The sequence below is a fragment of the Rhodobacter aestuarii genome, assembly GCF_900156655.1.
Classification (GTDB): Bacteria; Pseudomonadota; Alphaproteobacteria; order Rhodobacterales; family Rhodobacteraceae; genus Rhodobacter; species Rhodobacter aestuarii.
Window position 1 is genome coordinate 292,487 of sequence record NZ_FTOG01000003.1, and the last position, 24,165, is coordinate 316,651.

25 protein-coding genes are annotated in these 24,165 nt (G+C 61.7%); 12 read left to right on the forward strand and 13 right to left on the reverse strand.

The window, feature by feature from the left end; all coding sequences use genetic code 11:
* Positions 1 to 83: 83 nt before the first annotated feature.
* Both hisC and BW967_RS06470 read left to right on the forward strand, forming a co-directional pair.
* Positions 84 to 1,175 (forward strand): histidinol-phosphate transaminase, encoded by a 1,092-nt coding sequence (gene hisC / locus BW967_RS06465; RefSeq protein WP_076484228.1) that lies wholly within the window; start codon positions 84 to 86, stop codon positions 1,173 to 1,175.
* On the forward strand, positions 1,172 to 2,104 hold the full coding sequence (locus BW967_RS06470; RefSeq protein WP_076484229.1) for a prephenate/arogenate dehydrogenase family protein: 933 nt from the start codon (positions 1,172 to 1,174) through the stop codon (positions 2,102 to 2,104). Before hisC ends, BW967_RS06470 begins: the two co-directional genes overlap by 4 nt.
* Before the next feature lie 6 nt (positions 2,105 to 2,110).
* Here the strand turns inward: BW967_RS06470 and BW967_RS06475 are convergent, their stop codons facing one another.
* Positions 2,111 to 3,157, reverse strand: a complete 1,047-nt coding sequence (locus BW967_RS06475; RefSeq protein ID WP_076484230.1) for a DUF2125 domain-containing protein — start codon at positions 3,155 to 3,157, stop codon at positions 2,111 to 2,113.
* On the opposite strand from BW967_RS06475, the gene BW967_RS06480 reads away from it, so the two are divergent.
* The 3 genes from BW967_RS06480 (at position 3,156) to BW967_RS06490 (ending at position 6,312) form a co-directional block, all read left to right on the forward strand.
* Positions 3,156 to 3,707: a gamma-glutamylcyclotransferase gene (locus tag BW967_RS06480; protein ID WP_076484231.1), complete on the forward strand. Its 552-nt coding sequence runs from the start codon at positions 3,156 to 3,158 to the stop codon at positions 3,705 to 3,707. The two genes, BW967_RS06475 and BW967_RS06480, sit on opposite strands and share 2 nt — an antisense overlap.
* Before the next feature lie 61 nt (positions 3,708 to 3,768).
* A complete protein-coding gene (locus BW967_RS06485) occupies positions 3,769 to 4,962 on the forward strand; it encodes a biopolymer transporter ExbB (protein ID WP_076484232.1) in 1,194 nt (397 codons plus the stop codon).
* Positions 4,963 to 6,312 (forward strand): peptidoglycan -binding protein, encoded by a 1,350-nt coding sequence (locus BW967_RS06490; protein ID WP_076484233.1) that lies wholly within the window; start codon positions 4,963 to 4,965, stop codon positions 6,310 to 6,312.
* Here the strand turns inward: BW967_RS06490 and BW967_RS06495 are convergent, their stop codons facing one another.
* The 3 genes from BW967_RS06495 to ybaK form a co-directional block, all read right to left on the reverse strand.
* Positions 6,313 to 7,389, reverse strand: coding sequence for a Hint domain-containing protein (locus tag BW967_RS06495; protein ID WP_076484234.1), 1,077 nt, complete (start codon positions 7,387 to 7,389; stop codon positions 6,313 to 6,315).
* Positions 7,390 to 7,519: 130 nt separating this feature from the next.
* A complete protein-coding gene (locus tag BW967_RS06500; protein ID WP_076484235.1) occupies positions 7,520 to 8,464 on the reverse strand; it encodes a lipid A-modifier LpxR family protein in 945 nt (314 codons plus the stop codon).
* A gap of 156 nt (positions 8,465 to 8,620) precedes the next feature.
* A complete protein-coding gene (gene ybaK, locus BW967_RS06505) occupies positions 8,621 to 9,100 on the reverse strand; it encodes a Cys-tRNA(Pro) deacylase (protein ID WP_076484236.1) in 480 nt (159 codons plus the stop codon).
* A 151-nt stretch (positions 9,101 to 9,251) separates the two neighbouring features.
* Between ybaK and BW967_RS06510 the strand changes: the two genes are divergently transcribed.
* From BW967_RS06510 to ilvD, 3 genes are all read left to right on the forward strand, one after another.
* Positions 9,252 to 10,019 carry a 3-hydroxyacyl-CoA dehydrogenase gene (locus tag BW967_RS06510; protein ID WP_076484237.1) on the forward strand — a complete coding sequence of 256 codons (768 nt, stop codon included), beginning with the start codon at positions 9,252 to 9,254 and terminating at the stop codon, positions 10,017 to 10,019.
* Between the two features lie 11 nt (positions 10,020 to 10,030).
* Entirely contained in the window at positions 10,031 to 11,209 is a 1,179-nt protein-coding gene (locus BW967_RS06515; protein WP_217696375.1) for an acetyl-CoA C-acyltransferase, read from the forward strand.
* 190 nt (positions 11,210 to 11,399) lie between these two features.
* Entirely contained in the window at positions 11,400 to 13,235 is a 1,836-nt protein-coding gene (gene ilvD / locus BW967_RS06520) for a dihydroxy-acid dehydratase (RefSeq protein ID WP_076484239.1), read from the forward strand.
* A gap of 72 nt (positions 13,236 to 13,307) precedes the next feature.
* Here the strand turns inward: ilvD and BW967_RS06525 are convergent, their stop codons facing one another.
* Positions 13,308 to 13,691 (reverse strand): DUF2147 domain-containing protein, encoded by a 384-nt coding sequence (locus tag BW967_RS06525; protein ID WP_076484240.1) that lies wholly within the window; start codon positions 13,689 to 13,691, stop codon positions 13,308 to 13,310.
* Between the two features lie 155 nt (positions 13,692 to 13,846).
* Here BW967_RS06525 and hisA point away from each other — a divergent pair, with 155 nt between their 5' ends.
* The 4 genes from hisA (at position 13,847) to BW967_RS06545 (ending at position 16,191) form a co-directional block, all read left to right on the forward strand.
* The gene (gene hisA, locus BW967_RS06530) at positions 13,847 to 14,566 is read left to right on the forward strand and encodes a 1-(5-phosphoribosyl)-5-[(5-phosphoribosylamino)methylideneamino]imidazole-4-carboxamide isomerase (RefSeq protein WP_076484241.1); all 720 of its coding nucleotides are present in this window, start codon (positions 13,847 to 13,849) and stop codon (positions 14,564 to 14,566) included.
* 176 nt (positions 14,567 to 14,742) lie between these two features.
* Positions 14,743 to 15,504 carry an imidazole glycerol phosphate synthase subunit HisF gene (hisF, locus tag BW967_RS06535; RefSeq protein ID WP_076484242.1) on the forward strand — a complete coding sequence of 254 codons (762 nt, stop codon included), beginning with the start codon at positions 14,743 to 14,745 and terminating at the stop codon, positions 15,502 to 15,504.
* Entirely contained in the window at positions 15,501 to 15,812 is a 312-nt protein-coding gene (locus BW967_RS06540; RefSeq protein WP_076484243.1) for a phosphoribosyl-ATP diphosphatase, read from the forward strand. Before hisF ends, BW967_RS06540 begins: the two co-directional genes overlap by 4 nt.
* An 82-nt stretch (positions 15,813 to 15,894) precedes the next feature.
* Complete coding sequence (locus BW967_RS06545; RefSeq protein ID WP_076484244.1) at positions 15,895 to 16,191, forward strand: DUF1330 domain-containing protein; 297 nt, start codon at positions 15,895 to 15,897, stop codon at positions 16,189 to 16,191.
* Here BW967_RS06545 and aroC read toward each other — a convergent pair.
* The 8 genes from aroC to BW967_RS18910 all read right to left on the reverse strand — a co-directional run.
* Positions 16,188 to 17,288 (reverse strand): chorismate synthase, encoded by a 1,101-nt coding sequence (aroC, locus tag BW967_RS06550; protein ID WP_076484245.1) that lies wholly within the window; start codon positions 17,286 to 17,288, stop codon positions 16,188 to 16,190. The two genes, BW967_RS06545 and aroC, sit on opposite strands and share 4 nt — an antisense overlap.
* 140 nt (positions 17,289 to 17,428) lie before the next feature.
* On the reverse strand, positions 17,429 to 18,409 hold the full coding sequence (locus BW967_RS06555) for an ABC transporter substrate-binding protein (RefSeq protein ID WP_076484246.1): 981 nt from the start codon (positions 18,407 to 18,409) through the stop codon (positions 17,429 to 17,431).
* Between the two features lie 53 nt (positions 18,410 to 18,462).
* Positions 18,463 to 19,311 (reverse strand): ABC transporter permease, encoded by an 849-nt coding sequence (locus tag BW967_RS06560; protein WP_076484247.1) that lies wholly within the window; start codon positions 19,309 to 19,311, stop codon positions 18,463 to 18,465.
* The gene (locus tag BW967_RS06565) at positions 19,308 to 20,174 is read right to left on the reverse strand and encodes an ABC transporter permease (protein ID WP_076484248.1); all 867 of its coding nucleotides are present in this window, start codon (positions 20,172 to 20,174) and stop codon (positions 19,308 to 19,310) included. The genes BW967_RS06560 and BW967_RS06565 overlap by 4 nt, the downstream gene beginning before the upstream one ends.
* Positions 20,175 to 20,213: 39 nt before the next feature.
* Positions 20,214 to 20,993 (reverse strand): ABC transporter ATP-binding protein, encoded by a 780-nt coding sequence (locus tag BW967_RS06570; RefSeq protein WP_076484249.1) that lies wholly within the window; start codon positions 20,991 to 20,993, stop codon positions 20,214 to 20,216.
* A 21-nt stretch (positions 20,994 to 21,014) separates the two neighbouring features.
* Positions 21,015 to 22,466, reverse strand: coding sequence for a dihydropyrimidinase (hydA, locus tag BW967_RS06575; protein ID WP_076484250.1), 1,452 nt, complete (start codon positions 22,464 to 22,466; stop codon positions 21,015 to 21,017).
* 80 nt (positions 22,467 to 22,546) lie between these two features.
* A complete protein-coding gene (locus BW967_RS06580; protein ID WP_076484251.1) occupies positions 22,547 to 23,797 on the reverse strand; it encodes a Zn-dependent hydrolase in 1,251 nt (416 codons plus the stop codon).
* Positions 23,798 to 24,033: 236 nt separating this feature from the next.
* Positions 24,034 to 24,165, reverse strand: a 132-nt coding sequence (locus BW967_RS18910) for an aminotransferase class III-fold pyridoxal phosphate-dependent enzyme (RefSeq protein ID WP_139327805.1), incomplete at its 5' end; no start/stop codon positions are given.

Below are 24,165 nucleotides of genomic sequence, written 5' to 3' on the forward strand. Positions count from 1 at the left end.
ACACCTCGGCCTTGCAAAGTAAACAAGACTTCCAAAGCGCAAGCCGTCCCGCTATTGAGGCCGTGAGTACGAGGAACGCTGCCATGACCGACCCGATCCGCCCGCAACCCGGTATTCTCGACATCGCCCTTTATGAAGGGGGCGCCTCGCATGTGGCGGGCATCAGCGATGCGATTAAACTGAGTTCGAACGAGAACCCGCACGGGCCCTCTGATAAAGCGAAAGAGGCGTTTCAGCGCTGCATGCACAAGCTGCACCGCTACCCCTCGACGGATCATGCCGCGTTGCGCCAAGCAATTGCCGAAGTGCATGGCCTTGATCCGACCCGGATCATTTGCGGCGTTGGCTCGGATGAAATCATCCGCATGATCACCAATGCCTATGCCGGCCCGAAGGATGAGGTGCTCCATACCGAGCACGGCTTCTTGATGTATTCGATCGCGGCGAAAGGTGCGGGGGCGACCCCGGTTGCCGTGCCCGAGCGCGAGCGCACGATTGATGTCGATGCGATCTTGGCCGCCTGCACGAAGAAAACGAAGATCGTCTTCATCGCAAACCCGAACAACCCGACCGGCACGATGGTCGGGCTGGCGGAACTGGAGCGGCTGGCCACCGGCCTGCCGAAACAGGCGATCTTGGTGATCGACAGTGCCTATGCGGAATATGTCGAGGGCTATGATGGCGGCGCCGAACTGGCGCATCGTCTGCCCAATGTCATCATGACGCGCACCTTTTCAAAGATTTACGGGCTGGGTGGGCTTCGGATCGGTTGGGCCTATGGGCCGCAGGCGATCATTGATGTGCTGTCGCGCATTCGCGATCCGTTCAACCTGTCGACCGCGCAGTTGGAAACCGCAGAAGCCGCTGTGCGGGACCAAGATTGGATCACCCACTGCCGGGGCGAAAACACCCGGTTGCGGCACTGGCTCTCGGAAGCCTTGGCCGAGCGTGGCGTGCCCAATGACACCTCGATGGCGAACTTCGTGCTGGCGCGTTTCGGCTCGGAAGCCGAAGCTGTGGCCTGTGACGAATTCCTCAAGAAAGACGGGCTGATCGTGCGGCGCGTGGCAAGCTATGGCTTGCCGCATTGCCTGCGCATCACCGTGGGCGACGAACCCTCCTGCCGCCGCGTGGCGCATTTGATCGGCGTCTTTAAGGCGGGCGGCACGGTATGAGCCATTACAACCGCGTCGCGCTGATTGGTCTGGGCCTGATTGCTTCGTCTATGGCCCATGCGATCCGCGCAAACGGTCTGGCTGATGAAATCGTGGGCCATGCCCGCTCAACCGAGACGCGGGCAACCGCGCTCGAAATCGGGCTCGTTGACCGGGTCTTTGAGACCGCTGCCGAGGCGGTTCAAGGTGCTGATCTGGTGGTGCTGTGCGTGCCCGTGGGCGCGATGGAAGCGATTGCGCGCGAAATCGCCCCGCACCTTGCCCCCGGTACGACGGTCACCGATGTTGGCTCGGTCAAACAAGCCGTGGTCGAAGCGGTGGCGCCGCATTTGCCCGCCCATGCGCAATTCATCCCCGGCCACCCGCTCGCGGGCACCGAACATTCCGGCCCACGCTCGGGATTTGCGACGCTTTTTGTGAACCGCTGGTGGCTCATTACCCCGCTTGAGGGGAATGACCCCGCGGCGGTAACCCGGCTGAAAGACTTCCTCACCGGGCTTGGCGCCAATGTCGATGAGATGGACGTGACCCGGCACGACCTAGTGCTGGCGGTCGTGTCGCACACCCCGCACCTGATCGCCTATACGATGGTGGGTGTGGCGGACCATCTGCGCCGCGTCACCCATGAGGAAGTGATCAAATATTCCGCCTCGGGCTTTCGCGATTTTACCCGGATCGCGGCCTCGGACCCGACGATGTGGCGTGACGTGTTCTTGACGAACAAAGAAGCCACGCTCGATATTCTGGGCCGCTTCACGGAAGAACTGTTCATGCTGCAACGCGCCATTCGCATGGGCGATGGCGAAAAGCTGTTTGACTACTTTACCCAAACACGGGCGATCCGCCGCGGCATTATTGAAGCGGGTCAAGATACCGCCGCGCCGGACTTTGGCCGCAGCCCGACCACGACCGACCCCGCGAAAAAGTAAAGCCGCTTAACGCAAGCGCGGCGCGGGCCCCAGTGGCAAACCCGCAAAGAACATCAGCCCGCCCGCAAAGCTGAGCGGCACGCGGATCACGCCATCTGCGCTTTGATTGGCCAGCCCTTGGGCAAAGGCTTGCACCATCGGCAACCGTTCTTGCGGCACCAGCCCCGCCCCTCGCGCAAGTGCGAGCCAGTTTTGCCAATCCGATACCGCCAAAGTAAGCGTGCCTTCGGGCTCGCCTGCGGGCGAAAGCGTCAGCGCCCCGGAAACCGCCAAGCGATGCCCGCCCCACGAAAGCGCGACCTCTTCGAGATCAAGCACTTGCAGAATTGGCGGGGTATCCTTCAACACCGCAAGTGGCTCGGAAAACCCAAGTTGCCCCGCGACGGAGACCTGTTCTACCGTGGCCGGAAAGCCCGCCTGCGGCGCGAGCGTGGCGATGAGTTGCGGCGGCAAAGTAAGCGCCTCTGCTCCGCCTGTAATCTGATAGCGCCCCTCCGCATCCCCAGCTTGCGCCACGAGCTCAAACGCGGTCACCGAAAATGACGGGATCGACGCGACCACCATTTCCAAACTGGCATTCGTGATCCGCACCGCACCACCACGCAGCGGCAGATCACGCCCCGCACCAAAGGACACGCGCGCGAAGGCCTGATCTGTCGTGAGCGTAAAGGGCACCCCGCCCACGGTGATATCTTGCAGCGCGCTTAAATCGACGCGCCACGTCAGCGGCGCCCAAAGCGGGGCCGAGAGCGTAAGCTCAGGGATAGTCCACGCAAAACCTTGCGCTGGATCGGTCAGGCGCACCCCCTGCGCACGCGCGCCAATCGCAAGCGGGAAACCCTTCGCAGAAACGTCCTCAACGCTGCCCTGCCCTTGCGCCGCGATTTCGGCAAAGCCTGTCCGCGCACCCGCGACCAGCGCGGCGCTACCACCCCAACTGACGGCCCCGGCCAGCCCCGCTGCCACAATCGCCCAAAGCCAGATCCGCATCGCCACCCCTTCCCAAAGCTGCCCAATCACTTTATGCCGCGCCGCGAAGGAGAGCCAGCACATGACCAAGACCAATGACCATACCACCCCGCTGTGGATCTTTGGCTACGGCTCCTTGGTCTGGGACCCGGGCTTTACCCCTGCCGAAGCGGTGCCCGCGCGGCTTGATGGCTGGCATCGCAGCTTTTGCATGCGCTCGATTCATTTTCGGGGCACCGTCGAAAAGCCCGGTCTTGTGCTCGCGCTTGATGCCCAACCCGGCGCGCATTGCTGGGGCGTGGCGCTGCGCGTGGCCGAAGAGGACCGTGAGGCGGTTCTGGCCGAGACCCGCGCGCGGGAATTGGTTTCGGACGCCTATCTGGAAAAGCGCCTTCCCGTCACCTTGCAAGATGGCCGTGAAGTCGAGACCGTCACCTATGTGATTGACCGCGCCGGGCCGCAATATTGCCAGATCGGGGCCGAAGAACAGGCGCAGATCATTGCCACTGCCGTGGGCGGGCGCGGGCCAAACCGCGATTACCTCTTTAACACCGCCGCCCATCTGGCCGAATGGGGGCTTGAAGATGAGGACCTTGTGGCGCTGGCAACACGGGTGCGTGCGCTGATCGGCTGACCCTTGGCAGGGGGCGGTCTGCGGCATATCCTCGCGCTAAGAGCAGGCAAAGAGGCATATCATGCGCGCACCGGCCCGGCCCCAGGCCCCGCAGTTCTCGCAACCCGTCCGGCAAGTGGCCTCGATGCTGGCCGTGCTGGCGCTTGTTGGCGCGGGGGGCTGGTTCGCTTACGGGCCGATTTCCGCAATCTTCAAATCCAACCCATGGCTCAACGGGGTGATTTTCGCCGTTTTCGCGGCCGGGATCGTCACCTGTTTTTGGCAGGTCGCGCAATTGATCAAAGCGGTGAGTTGGATCGAAAGCTTCGCCGCAGATCGCCCCGGTCGCCCGCAGTATAAAGCGCCACAAATGCTGGCCCCCCTTGCCGCGCTCTTGGGCGCGCGCGGCTCAACCCGTTCTATCGCCACCTCCGCCGCGCGCTCGATCTTGGAATCGGTCGGCACCCGGATTGATGAAGCCCGCGACATCACGCGTTATCTCTCTAACCTTCTGATCTTCCTTGGTCTTCTCGGCACATTCTACGGGCTCGCGACCACTGTGCCAGGCGTGGTGGAAACGATCCGCGCGCTCGCCCCGCAACCGGGCGAAAGCGCAACGGCGGTGTTCGAGCGGCTGATGGGCGGGCTTGAGGGGCAGCTTGGCGGCATGGGCACGGCGTTTTCCTCCTCGCTCCTTGGTCTTGCGGGATCGCTGGTGGTGGGGATGCTCGAACTCTTCGTGACCCATGGCCAAAACCGCTTTTACCGCGAGTTGGAGGAATGGATTTCCTCGATCACCCGGCTGAGCTTCGCAGCGGCAGAGGGCGATAGCGGCGAGGGTTCGGCAATGGCCGAGATCCTTGATCACATGTCCGAGCAGATGGATGCGCTGCAAACGCTTTTCACGCGCGCCGAACATGCCCGCGCACAAACCGAAACGCAGCTTGCGCATCTCTCCCATGCCTTTGCCGATTTTGCGGGGCGAATGGCGGCCGATCTAGAAAACCGTGCCACGCAAAGCCAATCGCTCGCACAAATGGCAGCGGGGCAAGACCGGCTCGTGACCGCGCTTGAGGCGCTCACCTCGCAAGCTCGCGCCGCGCAAGAGGCAGAGGTGGATGGCGAAATGCGCATGCGCCTGCGCTCGATCGACATTCAGATGTCGCGGCTTTTGGAAGAAATGGCCGCGGGGCGGCAAGAAAGCATGGCCGAATTGCGCAATGACTTTGCCGCGCTGACCCGGGCGATCCTGTCGCGCAGCCGTTCGGAGGGCTAAATGGCACTTTCGGCCCGCCGCAGCGCGCGCTTTTCCACCAATGTCTGGCCCGGCTTTGTCGATGCGATGGCCGCGCTGCTCATGGTGTTGTTTTTCGTGATCTCGATTTTCATGATCGTGCAATCCATGTTGCGCGACACGATCACGACCAAAGATCATGAATTGTCAGCCTTGGCCGCGCAGGTGGCAAGCTTGGCGCAGGCGTTGTCGCTTGAGGAGAGCAAGACCGCCGAACTCACCGGGCGGTTGGAGGCCGCAGGGGCACAGATTTCGGCTTTTGAGCTGCAAGTTACGGGTCTTTTGGCCGCTGCCGAAGCCGCGCGCGCGCAGATCGCCGCGCAAGGGGCCACGATTACCGAGCAAGAAGCGGCACTCGCCGACGGTAGTACCCAGTTGGCAAATCGCGCCGCGCAAATCTCTGGCCTTCAGGCCGATCTCAAAGCCTCTGAAACCGCGCTCGCCAGCACGCGGCTCGACCTAGAGGCCGCGCGCAAGAAAGCCGAAGAAACGCTGACCCTGCTCGCTGCCGCCGAAGCCGCAAAAGCCGATCTGGAACAGAAACTGGATGTGCAACTGAGCGAAGCCGATAAGGAAGCCGCGCTCAAAGCGCTTGCCGAGCAAAAGCTGACAGAGACCCGCGCGGAGGCCGACCGAAATGCCGAACAAGTAGCGCTGTTGAACCAGCAAATTGCGGCCCTGCGCGGCCAATTGGCGGATCTACAGGCGGTGCTGGATGAAGCCAAAGCGAAAGACACCGCCGCCAAAGTTCAGGTGGAAGCTTTGGGAAGCCAACTCAATGCCGCGCTAGCCCAAGTCGCCGCCGAACAAAAGCGCCGCGCCGCTTTGGAAGAAGAGGCCCGCAAACGCGCCGAAGCCGAGGCGAAAGACCTTGCCCGCTACCGCTCCGAATTCTTTGGCCGCATGTCGCAACTGCTTGATGGCCGCGCGGGCGTGCGGGTGGTGGGCGACCGATTTGTCTTCTCCTCGGAAGTGCTGTTCGAACCGGGCTCTGCCGATTTAGCCCCCGAAGGCCAAGCGCAAATTGCCCGTGTCGCCGAGACTTTCCGCGAATTGGCCAATGAAATCCCGCCAGAAATCGACTGGGTGCTAGAAGTCGATGGCTTTACTGACGACACGCCGCTTTCTGGCCTTGGCGAGTTCAAAGACAATTGGGAACTGTCGCAGGCCCGCGCGCTATCGGTCGTGCGCTTTCTCATCACCACCCAAGGCTTTGAGCCCAAGCGCCTTGCCGCGGCGGGCTTTGGCGAGTTTCGTCCGGTGGCGGAGGGCACAAGTGAGGAGGCCCGCGCCCAAAACCGCCGCATTGAACTTAAGCTGACCGAGCGCTGATCAGGCCGCCAGATCGTGACGCAAAATCGCCGCCTCTGACGGGGTCAGCGCGCGCCGCGCAAATGCCCCATAGCTGAGCGGGTCGTTTTGCGCCCCGGGGCAAAGCTGCAACAGGCCGTTGCGCTGCGCCGGGTCGATCATGTCGAAGGCAGTCGAGGCCGGATGGAAGCTTTCGGTCTCCACCCCATTGCCCCAAAGCACCTGATGGCGCTCAAACATCAGGTGAATGTAATGCACCTCAGGCAGGCTATGCTCGATACGCACGGAACTGCCATTGACCAGATCAAGCGCCTGCACCAGCACTTCGCTTTCATTGAAAAGCGCACGCGCAGCAGGGCCTTTGATCAGCATCCGGTGTTGTGGCGAAACCAGCAGATCGCCCTCGGGTCGATCCATGCCAAAAGCGCCCGCCCTAATCCGCACCGGGCGCAGATGCGGCAAAGCATAGAGCCGCGCCCCACTCATCCGCCGCGAGCCAATCCATTGCAGCGCCTGCACGCCGTCATCTCGGGTGAACACCTTGTCCCCCGGGCGCAGGGCCTCGACCGGGCGTTTGCCATCGGGCGTGTCGATTAAGGTGCCCGGAGTAAAGCAAATCACCCCCGGCTCGGGCAGACGCAGCGCCTCGGGCCGCGTATCGACGGTGCTTTCCACCAGCCACAAATCCGTATCGCGCGGCGGCACGCGGCCCGAAAACATCAAAAGCCGCGCCTGCGCCTCAGGCAATTCGATCAAGGTGACAACATAAGCCTCTATCCCATCGGTGATGGTGAAGCTTTGATCGGGAAGATCGGGCGTTCTGTCTGGCGCCAAAAGCGCATCAGCCCCGGCGCCGCCCTCGTCCATCGCAGCGCCCAAAAGCCTGCGCACCACACGCGCCGCGCGCAGCCGCACATCGGCTGCGCCCTCCGCGCCCGTGAGTAACAGCGGTGCCGAAGGGCCATCGACCCTTACCGCCTCGCCCGTCCAGCGCCAGCAGGCCCCCGTGGAAAGGGCCTCTATCGGCGCCGCGAAGGTGCCATCAATCTCCGTCTGCGCCCAAGAAATGACGAAGGTTCCGAGATAACCCGGTTGCATTGCCTGTATGTCCCGTGCCGTTTTTATATGGGTCTTCTGACCCTTGATTATTGATCACGGTAACACGGGTGATTCGGCTTGAAAATCCCCTTTGTCTTCAAGGGGCATAGGCCAAAAGGCAGAAATCGGCTTAAAAATTCAGCCGAAACCGCATTGAGCCCACGACTTGCCCCTCCGGCTGGCCCTTGAACTCTTCGGAAAGCCAAGTGGCACCATAAAAGACACCAAGGCTGCCGATCCGGGTGGTGACACCGGCGCGTACCCGCTTGCGCACCGGCTCGAACGCAACGCCATCGGCTTCGGGGAAATAGTAGCTGTCAAAGACATGCGCGATATCGCCGCCAATCACAAAGCTGGTGCCACCTTCTTGCTGGCCAGACACCCCGACATAGCGCTGCCCCGTCACCTCATCGCGCAGCCACAGCGCACCGCGCTCCCGCGCGCCGAAAGCCAGATCGGCCCCCACGCGCACGAGGCTTTCATCCCCCGCGCGCACCGCCATGAAGGGGCGCAATTCCGCCCCGCCCAGCGCGATGGGATGCGCCACTTCCGCCGTCACCACCGGATAGACATGATCAGGCAATTGGTTCAGTGCCGCAACCGGGCGGCTGATCGACAAAGATTTGTGGATGAAGTCTTGGAACTGCGAGAGCCCGTTCGAGGGACCGACCCAAACGAGCCCCAGCCCCAGATCCGCCTCAAGCCCCGGGCGCGGCGCGAAAGGGGTATGCACCGACCACATCGACTTTGCGACATAGCGCCGATCCCCCGCAGCGGGTTTATGCAAATCCGCAGGGGCCACAATCGCGCCACTCAGCCGATATTCCAGCACCTCAAAAGGTTTCGCGGGCAGGGTGTCTTCCCAGCCCGGCCCCCGCAGCCATGACATCGTGTAAGAGCCACTTTGCCACCGGTCTTGCCCATCGCCGATGGCGTCATTGTTCAGGAAATGGCCGAACCCCAGAGTTTGGCGCGGCTCGGCCTGCGCGGCGGTGTTAAGGCCGCTGCAAAACGCCCCTGCCAAAAGAGAAACTGCGGCAATATCGCGTAGCGTGGCACAAAGTCGGGGCAGCATGTCGGTCCTGTAATCTTGTCTTGGCCCAAGGCGGGCGTGGTTAATCACTCGTTACCGCGTCTTCGCAAGGGAATTCGGCAGAAATGGGGCACATGCCACAGCGCTGCGCCTTGGCGCGGCGAAAAAGTCACGCTTTGGCGAGGCGTTAGTGCCGGGCTAGCCAGTCGCGATCAGCGCTTTCGCGCCCCCGCTGGAGGCTTTGAGCGCATCTTCAGGCGCCAACCGCACCATCAGGCCGCGTTTGCCGCCATTGATCACCACAAGGGCCGCGCCCAGCGCGCTTTCTTCAAACGCCACAGGCACGCGCTTCTTTTGCCCAAAGGGCGAAATGCCGCCGGTATGAAAGCCCGTCAGCCGCTCGGCCTTATCGGGCGCCATCATCACCGCCGCTTTGCCGCCAAAAGCCGCCGCCACCTTTTTCATCGAGAGTTGTGCATCAGACGGGATCACCGCACAGGCAGGCCTGCCATCCACCTCAACCATCAGCGTTTTAAGCACCTGCGCCGGGTCCGCGCCAATCGCCTGCGCGGCATGCAGGCCGATTTTGTCTTGGCCCGCCACATAGTCATATTCGAGCCGCTCAAACGGGATTTTCGCGGCCTCTAGCACGCGGGTGGCGGGGGTGGCTGTGCTCATGACATGCTCCTTTGCGCCGTTCTGCCCCGCGCCCCTGATGTGGTCAACGGGCGAAATTCCGTTGCGTCGCGGCGCGCCCTTCCCCGTTGCCTCATGCGCCGACCCCGATAGATTTGACCTAAGGGCAAGGGAGAGGCCCAAGGAGGACAACATGCAGATCGAAGGCAAAGTCTTCGCCATCACCGGCGGCGGCTCGGGTCTGGGCGCGGCTGTGGCCCGGATGGTCATAGATGCTGGCGGCGCGGTGATTTTGGTCGATATCAATGCCGAAGCAGGCATGGCCACCGCGGAGGAATTGGGTGCCAAGGCCCGCTTTTGCCGCGCAGATGTCACGCAAGAGGCGGATGGCCAAGCCGCCATCACCTTGGCGCAAGACACGTTCGGGCGGCTTGACGGGCTGGTCAATTGCGCAGGCGTTGCGCCGGGCGAAAAGATTTTGGGCCGCGAGGGGCCGCATCGGCTCGAAAGCTTTGCCCGCGCGATTTCAATCAACCTTGTGGGCACGTTCAACATGCTGCGCCTTGCGGCAGAGGCGATGGCGAGCAACGCCCAAGGCCCCAGTGGCGAGCGGGGCGTGATTATCAACACCGCCTCGATCGCCGCTTTTGACGGGCAGATCGGCCAAGCGGCCTATGCGGCCTCTAAGGGGGGCGTTGCCGCACTCACGCTGCCTGCCGCGCGCGAATTGGCCCGCCATGGCATTCGCGTCGTCACCGTGGCTCCGGGGATTTTCCATACCCCGATGATGGCGGGGCTTCCGCAAGAGGTGCAAGACAGTCTGGGGACCTCGGTTCCCTTCCCGCCGCGGCTGGGCGACCCTGCAGAATATGCCGCTTTGGTGCGCCATATTTGCGAAAACCAGATGCTCAATGGCGAGGTGATCCGGCTTGATGGCGCGCTGCGCATGGCCGCGAAATGACGGAGGCAAAGATGGACCCGATTGTGATCGTTGGCATGGCACGCACGCCGATGGGCGGTTTTCAAGGCGCCTTGAGCGATGTGACCGCCGCCGATTTGGGGCGCGTGGCGATTGAGGCTGCTGTCGCCCGCGCAGGCCTTGCCCCTGAGGCGTTGGAAGAGGTGATCATGGGCTGCGTTTTGCCCGCAGGCCAAGGCCAAGCGCCCGCCCGGCAAGCCAGCCTTGGCGCGGGGCTGCCCCTGTCTGCCGGCTGCACCACCATCAACAAGATGTGCGGCTCGGGTATGAAGGCCGCGATGTTCGGCCATGATCTCTTGGCGGCAGGCTCGGCACAGGTGGTGTTGGCGGGCGGGATGGAGAGCATGAGCAATGCCCCTTACCTGTTGACCAAAGCGCGCGGCGGCTACCGGATCGGCCACGGCCAGGTGCTGGATCACATGTTCCTTGATGGGCTTGAAGACGCCTATGACAAGGGCCGCCTCATGGGCACCTATGCCGAGGATTGCGCGGAGAGTTTTGGGTTCACTCGCGAGGCGCAGGATGCCTATGCCATCACCTCGCTCACCCGCGCGCAGGCCGCGATTGCAGCAGGGCATTTCGTGGGCGAGATTGCCCCGGTCACGCTTTCCTCTCGCAAGGGCGAGACGATGGTGGCGGAGGATGAACAACCCGGCAAAGCGCGACTCGATAAAATTCCCACCCTCAAACCCGCCTTCCGCAAAGAAGGCACGGTGACGGCGGCAAATTCCTCCTCCATCTCCGATGGCGCGGCGGCGCTGGTGCTGATGCGCGCCTCTGAGGCGGAAAAGCGTGGCCTCACCCCGCTTGCGCGTGTGCTGGGCCATGCCACCCATGCCGATAAGCCAAACCTCTTCCCCACCGCGCCGATTGGCGCGCTGAAAACGCTTTCGGCCAAGCTTGATCTGGATATGGCCAAAGTGGACCTTTTCGAGGTGAACGAAGCTTTTGCCGTGGTCGCGATGGCAGCGATGCAGGCGCTTGATCTGCCCCATGACAAGGTCAATATCCACGGCGGGGCCTGCGCACTTGGCCACCCAATCGGGGCCTCTGGCGCGCGGGTTCTGGTGACGCTTTTGGCCGCGCTGAAAACGCATGGGCTGAAGACAGGGGTGGCAACGCTATGCATCGGCGGCGGCGAGGCAACGGCGATGGCGGTTGAGTTGATGTAACGCATGACAGCCGGGGGCTTCCCTCCGGCCTCGCGGGGCAGACCCGGCCGATTCTGTCCCGCGTCCTTGCGAAGCGGCAATGAAACGGCCGCCACCCCGCGCGATCAAGCAATATTGCAAGGCTTCGCCATTGGCATTCAGTAACACCCTGCGCTAGAAGGGCTGCAATTCATGCCGCCCGGAGGATCCCATGCCGCATTATCGTTCCCGCAAATCGACCCATGGCCGCAACATGGCCGGTGCCCGTGGCCTGTGGCGCGCGACCGGGATGCAAGATGGCGATTTCGGCAAGCCGATCATTGCGGTGGTCAACTCTTTCACGCAATTCGTGCCCGGCCACGTCCACCTGAAGGACCTTGGCCAAATGGTCGCGCGCGAGATTGAATCGGCAGGCGGCGTTGCGAAAGAATTCAACACCATCGCCGTCGATGATGGCATCGCGATGGGCCATGACGGCATGCTTTATTCGCTCCCCTCGCGCGAGGTGATCGCTGACAGCGTCGAATATATGGTCAATGCCCATTGCGCCGATGCGATGGTGTGCATCTCCAACTGCGATAAAATCACCCCCGGCATGTTGATGGCGGCGATGCGACTGAACATTCCGGTGATCTTCGTTTCGGGCGGGCCGATGGAAGCGGGCAAGATCAACCCCGATGTGATCGCCCATGACATCGACCTGATCGACGCGATGGTCGCTGCCGCCGATGACAAATACACCGATGAGCAAGTGGCCGAGATTGAGCGCGCCGCCTGCCCGACCTGTGGCTCCTGCTCGGGCATGTTCACCGCAAACTCGATGAACTGCTTGGCCGAGGCGCTGGGTCTGGCGCTGCCGGGCAACGGCTCGATGCTCGCCACCCATGCCGACCGCAAAGAGCTGTTCTTGGAAGCGGGTCGCAAGATCGTTGAGATCACCAAACGCCATTACGAGGGCGAGGAAGCGGGCCTCCTGCCGCGCGACATAGCCACCTTTGAAGCGTTTGAAAACGCCATGAGCCTTGATATCGCGATGGGCGGGTCGACCAATACCGTGCTGCACCTGCTCGCCATCGCCTATGAGGGCGAGGTGAATTTCACGATGGACGATATCGACCGCCTGTCGCGCAAAGTGCCGGTGCTGTGCAAGGTCGCGCCCGCCGTCTCGCATGTGCATATGGAAGATGTGCACCGCGCCGGTGGCATCATGGGGATCTTGGGCGAGATGAATCGCGCGGGCCTGTTGCATGCCGATTGCCGCACCGTGCACAGCAGCTCGATGGGCGAAGCCATCGCCACATGGGATGTGATGACCGCCAATGACCCGGCGGTGGACAGCTTCTATCGCGCCGCGCCGGGTGGTGTGCGCACGACCGAGGCGTTCTCGACGCAAAACCGCTATAAAGAGGTGGATCGCAACCGCGAAACCGGCGTGATCCGCTCGGCTGAGCATGCCTATTCCAAAGATGGCGGTTTGGCGGTGCTCTTTGGCAATATCGCGCTCAACGGCTGCATCGTGAAAACAGCAGGCGTGGACGACTCGATCTTGAAATTCTCGGGCAAGGCCAAAGTCTTTGAAAGCCAAGATGATGCCGTTTCCGGCATTTTGACCGGCAAGGTGACCGAGGGCGATGTGGTGGTGATCCGCTTTGAAGGGCCGCGCGGCGGGCCGGGCATGCAAGAAATGCTCTACCCGACGAGCTACCTCAAATCCAAAGGTCTGGGCAAAAAATGCGCCCTGCTGACCGATGGCCGTTTTTCGGGTGGCACCTCGGGCCTGTCGATTGGCCACGTTTCGCCCGAAGCCGAAGAAGGCGGGCTGATCGGCCTTGTTGAAACCGGCGATATGATCGAGATCGACATCCCCAACCGCACCATCCAACTGGCCGTGGCCGATGATGTGCTGGAAGCGCGCCGCGCCGCCAAAGGCCCGCTGCCGTGGAAACCCGCCGCGCCGCGCACTCGTGCCGTGTCGACCGCGCTCAAAGCTTACGCGCTTCTGGCCTCTTCGGCGGCCAAGGGCGGCGTGCGGATTTTGCCGAAATAAGGCAAAGCCTCCGAATGATAAAAAGGCCCCGCCAAAGCGGGGCCTTTTGTTCTGGGCATTGAGAAAGGCGCGTTACTGCACCTTGCTCCAATTTTGCTTGGCGCAAATGAGCCCTCCGGCCACGCAACCCGAAAGCTTCATCGAAGCGCCCGAAAGCGCAATTTTCCCGATGTAGATTTTGTTGTTCGAGGGCCGCCAGACCTTGCCCTCATATTTACCGCCGCCCGCAGGCACCATGTCGATCACGATCTGCTTGCCGACATTCGGGGATTGATATTCCCCATCCGCGTTGAAGCTTTTGACAATCGTGCCGCAATAGGCCGCGCCACAGGGCGCAATTTTTACATGGGCATAGGCCCCGTCATCCGGCTGTGTCTTCCACAGCCCTTCAATCGGGTCGGCCAGCGCAGCCCCGGCGAAAAGGCACAACACCCCCGCCATCAAAATGGATTTCATTCCTGTCTCCTCCCGCTTTCGCTGGGGCCATTGCGCCATCAAAGTGGTGTCCGCGCAAGCCCGATATCGCGGCGCGACGTGGCGTAGAGACGTCTTGGCAAGCGCCCCCGCGCATGGCAAGAGGCGCACAACCCCGCCACAGACAGGAGCCCGTGATGATCCTTTACCCGGCAATCGACCTTAAAGATGGCCAATGCGTGCGGTTGCTGCATGGCGAGATGGATAAGGCCACGGTCTTTGGCGATGACCCGGCAGCGCAAGCGGCAAAGTTTGAGGCTGCGGGCTGCGAATGGGTGCATCTGGTGGACCTGAACGGGGCTTTCGCAGGCGCGCCGGTGAACGGCGCGGCAGTCGAGGCGATCTTGGCGCGGATCAAAGTGCCCGCGCAGCTTGGCGGCGGCATCCGCGATATGGCGACGATTGAAAGCTGGCTTACCAAGGGCCTGTCGCGCGTGATCTTGGGCACCGTGGCGGTGGAAAACCCCGCGCTGGTGCGTGAGGCGGCGAAAGCCTTCCCCGGCCAAGTGGCGGTGGGGATTGATGCGCGCGGCGGCAAAGTGGCCACCAAAGGCTGGGCCGAGGAAACCGATGTGATGGTGACCGACCTGGCGCAAAGCTTTGAAGATGCGGGCGTGGCGGCAATCATTTACACTGACATCATGCGCGATGGCGCGATGACTGGCCCGAATATCGAGGCGACCGAGGCGCTGGCGCGCGCGGTTTCGATCCCCGTTATCGCCTCGGGCGGCGTTTCGTCGCTGCCCGACCTGATCGCCCTGCGCGACACCGGCGTGATTGCGGGCGCGATCTCGGGCCGCGCGATTTATGACGGCGCGCTCGATCTGACGCAGGCCTTGGCCGCATTGAAAGCGTAAAAAAGGCTGGGGGCGCTGCCCCCAGACCCCCGGGATATTTGGACAAAGTCGAAGACCAGAGGCTTTTTCGTTTCGACTTTGCGCAAATGTCTGCGGGGGCGCAAAGGGTCCAGAGCGCCCCTTCTTCTTGGCTTCCTCCACGCTGCCCGCTAGTAAGGCTGCAAAGGAGTCTCTCCATGCTCAAAACGCGCATCATCCCCTGCCTCGACGTGGCCGATGGCCGCGTGGTCAAAGGCGTGAACTTCGTCAACCTGATCGACGCGGGCGACCCGGTCGAGGCGGCAAAGGCCTATGACGCCGCGGGCGCGGATGAGTTGTGTTTTCTTGATATTCACGCCACGCATGAAAACCGTGGCACGATGTTCGATCTGGTGACCCGCACAGCGGAGCAATGTTTCATGCCGCTGACGGTAGGTGGCGGGGTGCGCAGCCATGAAGATGTGCGCGCACTGCTTTTGGCGGGGGCCGATAAGGTCAGCTTTAACTCTGCCGCCGTCGCGAACCCCGATGTGATCGCCGAAGCCGCTGACCGTTTTGGCGCGCAATGCATCGTTTGCGCGATTGATGCCAAAACCGTGGAGCCGGGCCGATGGGAGATTTTCACCCATGGCGGGCGCAAGCCCACCGGCATTGATGCGGTTGAATTTGCCCGCACGGTGGTCGCCAAAGGCGCGGGGGAGATTTTGCTCACCTCGATGGACCGTGACGGCACCAAGGCGGGCTTTAACTTGCCGCTCACCCGCGCGATTGCCGATGCGGTGGATGTGCCGGTGATTGCATCTGGTGGCGTGGGCACGCTTGATCACTTGGTGGAAGGCGTGACCGAGGGGCATGCGAGCGCCGTGCTGGCCGCTTCGATCTTCCATTTCGGCACCTACACGATTGGCGAGGCCAAAGCCCATATGGCCGCCGCCGGCATCCCGATGAGGCTTTCATGACCACGCTTTCCCGCCTTGCCGCCACGGTTGAATCGCGCAAAGGCGCGGACCCTGACAGTTCATGGACCGCGAAGCTCTTCGCCAAAGGCCCCGAAAAATGCGCCGAGAAGTTTGGCGAAGAAGCGGTGGAAGCGATCATTGCCGCCGCCAAAAACGACCGTGAGAACCTCGTTTATGAAGCTGCGGACGTGCTTTACCACCTTGTGGTGATGCTGGCCGCGCGGGATATTCCTTTGGATGAGGTGCTGGCCGAGCTTGAGCGGCGCGAGGGCACCTCGGGCATTGCGGAAAAAGCCGCGCGCGGCTGAGCGTCGCGCGCCAGCCCCTTCAAAAGACTTGCCGAATCCCCCCCTACCCTCGCAGGCTGCGTGAAAGGGGAAGGGGAACCGTATGACAGCTAAAGGCTATTGGATCGGCCACGTGACAGTGGACGATCCCCAAGGCTATCAGGCCTATCGCACCGCCAATGCCGCCGCGTTTGAGAAATATGGCGCCAAGTTTTTGGTGCGCGGCGGCGAGATGGAAGTGGTTGAGGGGGATCTGCGCCCGCGCACCGTGGTGATTGAATTTCCGTCACTCGAAGCAGCGCGCGCCTGCTACCTTAGCCCCGAATATCAGCATGCGCTGTCACTGCGCACGCCGATTTCGGAAGCCGATCTTTGCATTGTCGAGGGCTGGCTCGGTTAGCCGATTTGCCCGCGCTGACCACCGGTTTGCGCGCGGTCCATGAGCAGGTGATCCAAAATCACACAGGCCATCATCGCCTCGGCCACCGGCACGGCACGAATACCAACGCAGGGGTCGTGGCGGCCTTGGGTGACCACTTCTACCGCCTCACCCGCCGTGTTGATCGAGCGGCGCGGCGTCAGGATCGACGAGGTCGGCTTCACCGAGAAACGCACCACAATCGGTTGCCCGGTGGTGATGCCGCCCAAAATCCCACCCGCGTGGTTTGACAGATATTGCGGCCCGTTCGGCCCCATCACGATCTCATCGGCGTTTTCGGTGCCGGTAAGCGCCGCAGCGGCCATGCCTTCGCCGATTTCCACACCTTTGACGGCATTGATCGTCATCATCGCGGCGGCCAAATCGCTGTCCATCTTGGCATAGATCGGTGCGCCGAGGCCCACAGGGCAGCCCGTCGCCACCACCTCAACCGCGGCACCAACCGAGTTTTGGCCTTTGCGCAGCGCCGAAAGATAGTCGGTCCACTCCGCCACCGCGCTCGCATCGGGCAGGAAGAACGGATTGTTCAAAATCTCACCAGCATCGAACTTGCTGCGATCAAGGTGCTTTTCGCCCATCTGCACCATATAGCCGGTGATGGTCAGTTCCGGCACCAGCGCTTTCAGCACCGCTTGCGCCACGCCGCCCGCCGCGACCCGTGCCGCCGTTTCGCGTGCGCTCGAGCGCCCGCCGCCGCGATAATCGCGGATGCCGTATTTCTGGTGATAGGTGATATCGGCGTGGCCGGGGCGGAACTGCCGCGCAATCTCGCCATAATCCTTGGAGCGTTGATCGGTGTTCTCGATCATCAACTGGATCGGCGTGCCGGTGGAGCGGCCTTCGAACACGCCCGACAAGATACGCACCCGGTCGGGCTCTTGCCGCTGGGTGGTCATTTTCGATTGGCCGGGGCGACGACGATCCAAAAAGACCTGAATGAACTCTTCGGAGATCTCGATGCCGGGCGGGCAGCCATCCACCGTCGCGCCAAGCGCAGGCCCGTGGCTTTCGCCCCAAGTGGTGACCCGGAACAGATGACCGAAGGTGTTGTAGCTCATGACCGCCTCCCTTTGGCTTTGCCATAAGCTATGGGGCCGCGCGGATAAAGGCGGAAAGTGGCGCAGCCGCGTGCATGAGGCACCTGTGCAAAGGAAAAGGGCGCCCACAGGCGCCCTTCCCGAAACGATCGCGCGAATGCTTATTGCAGCGCCGCGTCGGTGATTTCGAGCGTGTAAGCGCCCGAGGGTTCTTGGGTGATGACCGGGTCAGAGCCGCCGCCCAGAAGCGTCGCCACCGTGCGCTCATAGTCCGCCACATCCAACGCGCCGTTCGAGCCAGCGGTCAGTTTCGCCACTTCGCCCATCATGCGCTTTTGATGCTGTTCGGTTTGCGCGCCGGTCTCGTCATTGTCGAGCACGATCATCGCGGCTTCATCCGGGTTCGCTTCGGCGTCTTTCCAGCCCTTCATCGAAGCACGAACGAATTTCACCATGGTTTCTTTAAACGCCGGATCGGCCAGACGGTCTTCCATCACGTAAAGCCCGTCTTCGAGCGTGGCGACGCCCTCGTCTTCATATTTGAAGGTCACAAGGTCATCGGCCGAGATGCCCGCGTCGATCACCTGCCAATATTCGTTATAGGTCATGGTGGAGATACAGGCCGCTTGCTTTTGCAACAGCGGATCGACGTTGAAACCTTGCTTGAGCACGGTCACGCCGCCCTCAGAGCCATCGGTCGGGATGCCGAGTTTCGACATCCAGCTCAGGAACGGATATTCGTTGCCAAAGAACCAAACACCGAGCGTCTTGCCTTTGAAATCCTCGGGCGAGGTGATGCCGTTTTCGGCCAAGCAGGTCAGCATCATGCCGGAGTGTTTGAACGGTTGGGCGATGTTCACCAGCCCCAGCCCCTTTTCACGCGCGGCCAAAGCGGCGGGCATCCAGTCCACGATCACATCGGCGCCACCGCCCGCAATCACCTGCTCGGGCGCGATATCCGGTCCGCCGGGCAGGATTTCGACATCAAGCCCTTCTTCTTCATAATAGCCTTTTTCGGCGGCGACATAGTAGCCCGCGAACTGGGCTTGGGTCACCCATTTGAGTTGCAGTTTCACCGATTCCGCTTGCGCGCCACCGGCCATCAGCGCAAGGGCGGCGGCCCCCAGCATCAGTTTTTTCATGGTTCACACTCTCTCTGTTGGACCCGAGCTTTGCGCCCGGTTGGTTGATTTCTTTACTTGCCTCGTTGCGACGGGTGCCAGAAGGTTGCGGCCTTCTCGATCATGGCAATAAGCCCATAGAACCCCGAACCGGCCAAAGCTGCTACGGTAATTTCGGCCCAGACCAGCGGCAGATCAAGCTGGCCCACAGCGGTGGAAATACGGAACCCCATGCCACGGGTGGGCGAGCCAAAGAACTCCGCCACAATCGCGCCAATCAGCGCAAGCGTGGTGGCGATTTTAAGCCCGTTGAACAAAAACGGCAGCGCGGCAGGCAGGCGCAATTTCACCAGCGCCTGCGGGTAAGAGGCCGACCAAGTGGCCATCAGATCCCGGCTGAGCGCATCGGTCGCGGCGAGGCCCGCCACCATATTCACCAAGACCGGGAAGAAGACCATCACCACCACCACGGCAGCTTTGGATTGCCAATCAAAGCCAAACCACATCACCAAGATCGGCGCGATCCCAACAATCGGCAGCGCGGCGACGAAATTGCCCACCGGCAACAACCCGCGTTGCAAAAACGGCGAACGGTCCACCAGCACGGCCACCACAATCGCCGCGCCGCAGCCAATCAGATACCCCGCAAGCGCGCCTTTCAGGATCGTTTGGCTAAAATCGCCCCACAAAAGCGGGATATTCGCGCCAATGGCGGTGGCAATATCGGTGGGTGCGGGCAAGATCACCGGGCTCACGTTGAGCCCCCGCACCAGCCCCTGCCACAGCACCAAAAGCGTGATGCCGAAAAGCGTGGGAACCAGCGCCTTGACCCAGCCCGCTTTCGGGTAGCGGTTGGCCAAGAACGAGTTCGCGCCCCATGCGGCCAGCCAGAAGGCAATGGCCCCCCATCCGACCGCGCTCATTGTGCCATCCCCTTGCGTTTAAGCGTGATGCGCTCCACCACACCGACGACCAGCACCAAAAGCGCGGCCAGAATGGCGGCGCCAAAGAGCGCGGCCCAGATTTGGATCGTTTGCCCGTAATAGCTGCCCGAGAGCAGCCGCGCGCCAAGCCCCTGCGTCGCGCCCGCAGGCAGTTCTGCCACGATTGTGCCGACAAGCGCTGCGGCGATGCCAACCTTTAGCGAGGCAAAAAGATAAGGCATCGAGGCGGGCAAGCGCAGCTTCCAAAACCCCTGCGCATCCGAGGCATTATAGGTGCGCAAGAGATCAAGCTGCATCGCATCGGGCGCGCGCAGCCCCTTCACCATACCCACCAGCACCGGGAAGAAGCTCAGATAGGCCGCGATAATCGCCTTGGGCAGCATCCCCTTAATGCCAAGCGAAGCGAGCACCACAATCACCATCGGCGCAATCGCCAAGATCGGGATCGTTTGGCTGGCAATCGCCCAAGGCATCACGCTCATATCCATCGCGCGGCTGTGCACAATGCCGACGGCCAGCAAAATTCCCGCGATCGTGCCCAAGCCAAAGCCCGCCATCGTGGCCGAGAAGGTGATCCAAGCATGATAAACCAAGGAGCGCTTGGAGGTGATCTTTTGCCCGGCGATGCCGTCCCACAGCCCCTTGGCCACCTGATGCGGCGCGGGCAGAACCGGGCGGGCTTGGGTCAGCGTATCGGAGACCATTTCCGAGAAAGTGACCTCAACACCCGCGCGGGCAGCTTGGTCATAGGTCCATTGGCTGTTGAGCCAAACGGCCCCCGCATACCAAATCACCACAATCGCGGCGAGCACGGTGAGAATGGGAAGAATGGACTTTTTCAAACCCGGCCCTCCCCGAAATCAAAACCGTTCTGCAAACCCTTAGTCATAGGCATGCCCCGCGCGCAGGCCCTCGCGCACCCGATGCGCAATCGCCAAAAACTCGGCGCTGTCGCGGATGTCGAGCGGGCGCTCTTTCGGCAGCGTGCTTTCGATCACATCGGTGATCCGGCCCGGACGTGGCGACATCACCACGATCTTAGTGGAGAGATAGACCGCCTCGGGGATCGAATGGGTGACAAAGCCAATCGTCTTTCCGGTTGTGGCCCAAAGCTTGAGAAGCTCCTCATTCAGCCGGTCGCGAACGATCTCATCAAGCGCGCCGAAGGGCTCATCCATCAGCAGAATATCGGCATCAAAAGCCAACGCCCGCGCGATTGAAGCGCGTTGCTGCATGCCGCCCGAAAGCTGCCACGGGAACTTCTTCGCAAAGCCTTGCAGGTCCACCAGCGAGAGCACTTTTTCAACACGTGCCTCTTGATCGGCCTGCGTATAGCCCATGATTTCCAGCGGAAGCTTCACATTTCCCGCAATGGTGCGCCAAGGGTAGAGCCCGGCGGCCTGAAACACATAGCCATAGCTACGCGCCTTGCGCGCCTCCTCCGGCGAAATGCCATTCACCGTCAAACTGCCCGAAGTCGGGTGTTCCAGCGCCGCGATGCAGCGCAGGAAAGTGGTTTTGCCGCAGCCCGAGGGGCCGATGAAGGAGACGAAATCGCCCCGCTCAATCGACAGGTTCACATCTTTGAGCGCCTGCACGGGGCCGTCATTCGTCTCAAAAATGAGGTTGAGGTCTTTGGCGTCGATCACTGGGCTGCGCATCGTTGGCTCTTGTCCTTTTTCTTAGACGCCCGAGGCCGGAATGCCTGCCCGCACCACCGGACGCGGCGCAGAGAGTTCCTTCCACGTGGAGAGCGCCTTGTTGACCGCGCCCATCGGCTCGCGAGCGACAAATTCGCCATGCCCTTCGCGGCTTTGCACCTTGCCCTCGGCCACTGCGACCACACCGCGGCTTAGCGTATAGCGCGGCAGGCCTTTGACCTCTTTGCCCTCAAAGACGTTATAATCAATCGCCGATTGCTGCGCACTGGCGGTGATCGTTTTCGAGGCTTCCGGATCCCAAACCACCAGATCGGCATCGGCGCCAACGAGCACCGCACCTTTCTTGGGATACATGCCCATGATCTTGGCAATATTGGTCGAGGTCACGGCGACGAATTCGTTCATCGTGATCCGGCCCGTGCCGACGCCATAGGTCCAGAGCATCGGCAGACGGTCTTCAAGCCCGCCGGTGCCGTTCGGGATTTTGGTGAAGTCGCCCACGCCATAGCGTTTTTGCTCGGTGGTGAAGGCGCAGTGGTCGGTGGCCACACAAGACAACGTACCCGAAGCCAAACCGGCCCAGAGGCTGTCTTGGTGCTTTTTATCGCGGAAGGGGGGGCTCATCACGCGCCGTGCGGCGTGGTCCCAATCTTGGTTGAAATATTCGCTGTCATCGAGCGTGAGGTGCTGAATCAGCGGCTCGCCCCACACGCGCTTGCCGTTCATTTTCGCGCGGCGAATGGCTTCATGCGCCTCTTCACAGGAGGTATGCACCACATAAAGTGGCACGCCCGCCATATCGGCGATCATGATCGCGCGGTTGGTGGCCTCGCCCTCCACCTGAGAGGGCCGCGAATAGGCGTGCCCTTCGGGGCCATTATTCCCCTCAGCCAACAGCTTGGTGGACATTTCCGCGACGATATCGCCGTTTTCAGCATGCACCATCGGCACCGCGCCCAGTTCGGCGCAGCGCTTGAAGGAGGCGAACATCTCATCATCGTTCACCATCAGGCTGCCTTTATAGGCCATGAAATGCTTGAACGAGGTGATGCCATGCTCCACCACTTTCGGCATTTCCTCAAACACTTGCTGGCCCCACCAAGTGATCGCCATGTGGAAGGAATAGTCGCAATGCGCGCGGGTGGATTTGTTGTCCCAGACCTTGATCGCATCCAAGAGCCCCTGCCCCGGCGCGGGCAGCGCAAAGTCGATCACCATCGTGGTGCCGCCCGCCAAAGCCGCACGGGTGCCGCTTTCAAAGTCATCGGCCGAATAGGTGCCCATGAAGGGCATCTCAAGATGGGTATGCGGGTCAATCCCGCCCGGCATCACATAGCAGCCCGTAGCGTCAATCACCTCATCGCCCACAAGGCCTTGGCCAATGGCGGCAATCTGCCCGCCTTCCACCAAGACATCGGCCTTATAGGTCAGATCGGCAGTGACGATGGTTCCGTTTTTGATGACTGTGCTCATGGGACACTCCCTGAAGGTCCGGCCTTCGACTTTGTTCAAATATTCTTGGGAAGCTCCGGGGGCTGCCCCCCGGATGCTGGTTATTCGACGACTTCGGCAGTCTCAAGCACTGCATGCAAGAGCACATCGGTGCCCGCCGTCGCCCATTCGGGGCTGATGTCTTCAGCCTCGTTATGGCTGAGCCCATCTACACAGGGGCACATGACCATCGTGGTCGGCGCAACTTTGGCCGCCCAGCAAGCATCATGGCCCGCGCCCGAGACCAAGTCGCGATGCGTATAGCCCAGTTTTTCCGCCGCGCTGCGCACCCGCTCCACCAGTTCCGGCGTGAAGGTCACCGGGTCAAAATGGCCCACGGGTTCCACCGCACAGCCCACGTTCAACTCGGCGCAAATCTCGGCCGCGCGCGTCTCAATCTCGGCCCGCATCCGGTCAAGTTTCTTTTGATCGGGGGTGCGAATATCGACGGTAAAGACCACCGTCCCCGGCAGCACGTTGCGCGAATTGGGGCTGAATTGCATCTGCCCCACGCCGCCCACGGCATTGGGCTGGGCCGCCATCGCCACCTCTTGCACCATTTCCAGAATGCGCGCCATCGCAAGGCCCGCATTGGTGCGCATGTTCATCGGGGTGGAGCCGGTATGGGCTTCTTTGCCGGTGAGCGTGAATTCCAGCCACCAAAGCCCTTGGCAATGGGTCACCACGCCAACGGTCTTGTCTTCGGCCTCCAAGATCGGGCCTTGCTCAATATGCAGTTCAAAATAGGCATGCATCTTGCGCGCGCCGACCTCTTCATCGCCCTTCCAGCCGATCCGCTCCAGTTCCGCGCCAAAGGTCTTGCCCTCAAGATCGGTGCGGCCATAGGCGTACTCAAGCGTATGCATCCCCGCAAAAACGCCCGAAGCGAGCATCGCGGGCGCAAACCGCGCGCCTTCTTCATTGGTCCAGTTCGTCACGACGATCGGATGCTTGGTCTTGATGCCGCGATCATTCATCGTGCGCACCACTTCAAGCGCACCCAACACGCCAAGCACCCCATCAAATTTGCCCCCCGTGGGCTGCGTATCAAGGTGCGAGCCCACATAGACCGGCAGCGCATCCGGGTCTTCACCCGGCCGCGTCATGAACATCGTGCCCATCTGATCGACACCCATCGTCAGCCCGGCCTCATCGCACCATTTCTTAAACAGCGCGCGGCCTTCGGCATCGGAATCGGTAACGGTCTGGCGGTTGTTGCCACCTGCCACGCCGGGGCCGATCTGGGCCATCTGCATCAGGCTGTCCCAAAGGCGTGCGGAATCGATACGGAGGTTTTCTCCGGGTGCAGACATCTGTTTTCTCCCTGCCGGTGCGGGGCTTATGCCCTCTGGCCGAATCTTTTCTGACCGATTGGTCAGAGGAAACAGGCCATGTTCAACCGCCCCGGTCAATGACCTTCCCATGACGCAGCGCAGCATATCGCTGCGCAATCAGTCGCATGCGCAAAAAATAGGCAAGGTAGGCTGCGAGCACAAAAAACCCCGGCAGATTTGCCGGGGTTTTGTGCATTTAAAGGGGGATAGCCACCTTAGTCGAGTGTTTCGAGGACGTCTTTGAGGGTGCCGATGAGGGTATCGATATGGGTTTTTTCGATGATCAGCGGCGGCGACATGGCGATGATGTCGCCGGTGGTGCGGATCAAGATGCCTTTCTCATAGGC